Below are 595 nucleotides of genomic sequence, written 5' to 3'. Positions count from 1 at the left end.
GAGATCTTCGTCGAGCCGGCGCTGATCCCTCAGGCGATTCGCCCGCTCAAGCGCATGCTCGACTTCACCGCGGCAGCGCGGATGAAGCTGGCGGGTAACGCCTGATCATCTGTGGCGAGGGAGCTTGCTCCCGCTCGGCGGCGTAGCCGTCGTAACGTCCTGCATGCACTTTTAACCGGCAAATCGAGTTGGCAGTTTTAGGGGCGCTTCGCGCCCCAGCGGGAGCAAGCTCCCTCGCCACAGGGTTTGGCGTTTCGGCGGGTTATTTTTGCTTCTTCGGGATCCGTACCAACTGGGCGAGATCTTCGTCGAGCTGGCGCTGATCCCTCAGGCGATTCGCCTGCTCAAGCGCATGCTCGACTTCACTGCGGCAGCGCGGATGAAGCTGGCGGGTAACGCTTGATCATCTGTGGCGAGGGAGCTTGCTCCCGCTCGGCGGCGTAGCCGTCGTAAAGTCCTGCATGCACTTTTAACCGGCAAATCGAGTTGGCAGTTTTAGGGGCGCTTCGCGCCCTAGCGGGAGCAAGCTCCCTCGCCACAGGGTTTGGCGTTTAGGGGAGTTATTTTTTCTTCTTCGGGATCCGTACCAACTGGG

General features: G+C 60.8%; 1 protein-coding gene and 1 pseudogene. Both read left to right on the top strand.

Features of this window, described 5'->3' with window-relative positions:
* A partial coding sequence (locus AC1RJ3_RS29635) for a hypothetical protein (RefSeq protein ID WP_493081995.1) occupies nt 1-105 on the top strand: 105 nt, incomplete at its 5' end.
* A 193-nt stretch (nt 106-298) separates the two neighbouring features.
* Nucleotides 299-403: pseudogene (locus AC1RJ3_RS29630) on the top strand (hypothetical protein); the annotation flags it as partial.
* Nucleotides 404-595 lie beyond the last annotated feature (192 nt).

It is taken from the genome of Pseudomonas sp. GW822-FHT04C11, assembly GCF_058800905.1.
Note: the sequence above shows the minus strand (reverse complement) of the source record. Positions and strands in the feature narration are given on the sequence as shown.